The organism is Helicobacter salomonis (assembly GCF_017979425.1).
Lineage (GTDB): Bacteria > Campylobacterota > Campylobacteria > Campylobacterales > Helicobacteraceae > Helicobacter > Helicobacter salomonis.
In genome coordinates this window covers 1-927 of sequence record NZ_JAERIS010000053.1, presented here as the reverse complement: position 1 = coordinate 927, position 927 = coordinate 1, and the positions used below count along the sequence as shown (strand labels likewise).

General features: G+C 49.0%; 1 rRNA gene. It reads right to left on the bottom strand.

The annotated features are described in order from the left end of the window. Positions 1 to 927: ribosomal RNA gene (locus KCO92_RS07240) — 23S ribosomal RNA — on the bottom strand; the annotation flags it as partial.

Sequence of the window (927 nt, the reverse complement as noted above, 5' to 3'; positions counted from 1 at the left end):
AGCCTCCCACCTATCCTGCGCATGGCATTCCCATTAGCAGTGCTAAGCTGTAGTAAAGGTCCACGGGGTCTTTCCGTCTTGCTGCGGGTAGGAGGAATTTTCACCTCCACTACAATTTCACTGGATCTCTCTTTGAGACAGCTCCCATCTCGTTACGCCATTCATGCAGGTCGGTATTTAACCGACAAGGAATTTCGCTACCTTAGGACCGTTATAGTTACGGCCGCCGTTTACTCGGGCTTCAATTCAAAGCTTCGCCTTGCGGCTAACCCATCCTCTTAACCTTCGAGCACCGGGCAGGCGTCACACCTTATACTTCCTCTTACGAGTTGGCAAAGTGCTGTGTTTTTGGTAAACAGTCGGGAGGGACTCTTTGCTGAGACCTACTTGCGTAGGCACACCTTATCGCGAACTTACGGTGCTAGTTTGCAGAGTTCCTTAAAGAGAGTTCTTCCACGCGCCTTAGAATACTCATCTCATCTACCTGTGTCGGTTTGCGGTACGGACAATTAGGGCTAAACTTAGAGACTTTTCTTGGCACGATAGTATCAGTGATTCTCTTCTTGGTCTAAAAGACCTCAAAGAGCCTGTTCAAGTTTCGAATACAGGAGCGGATTTGCCTCTCTCCCAATCTACGCTCTTAGACCAACACTTCCATCCGTTGGCTCACCTAACTTTATGCGTCCTCCCATCGCACACCCTAATTGGTATAGGAATATTAACCTATTTTCCATCGCCTACCCCTTTCGGACTTGGCTTAGGACCCGACTAACCCTACGATGACGAACATCGCGTAGGAAACCTTAGATTTACGGCGGATGCGATTCTTACGCATCTTATCGCTACTCATTCCTGCATGCTCACTTCTGTGCGCTCCAACACTCCTTACCGGTATGCCTTCAACGCTGCACAGAACGCTCTTCTACC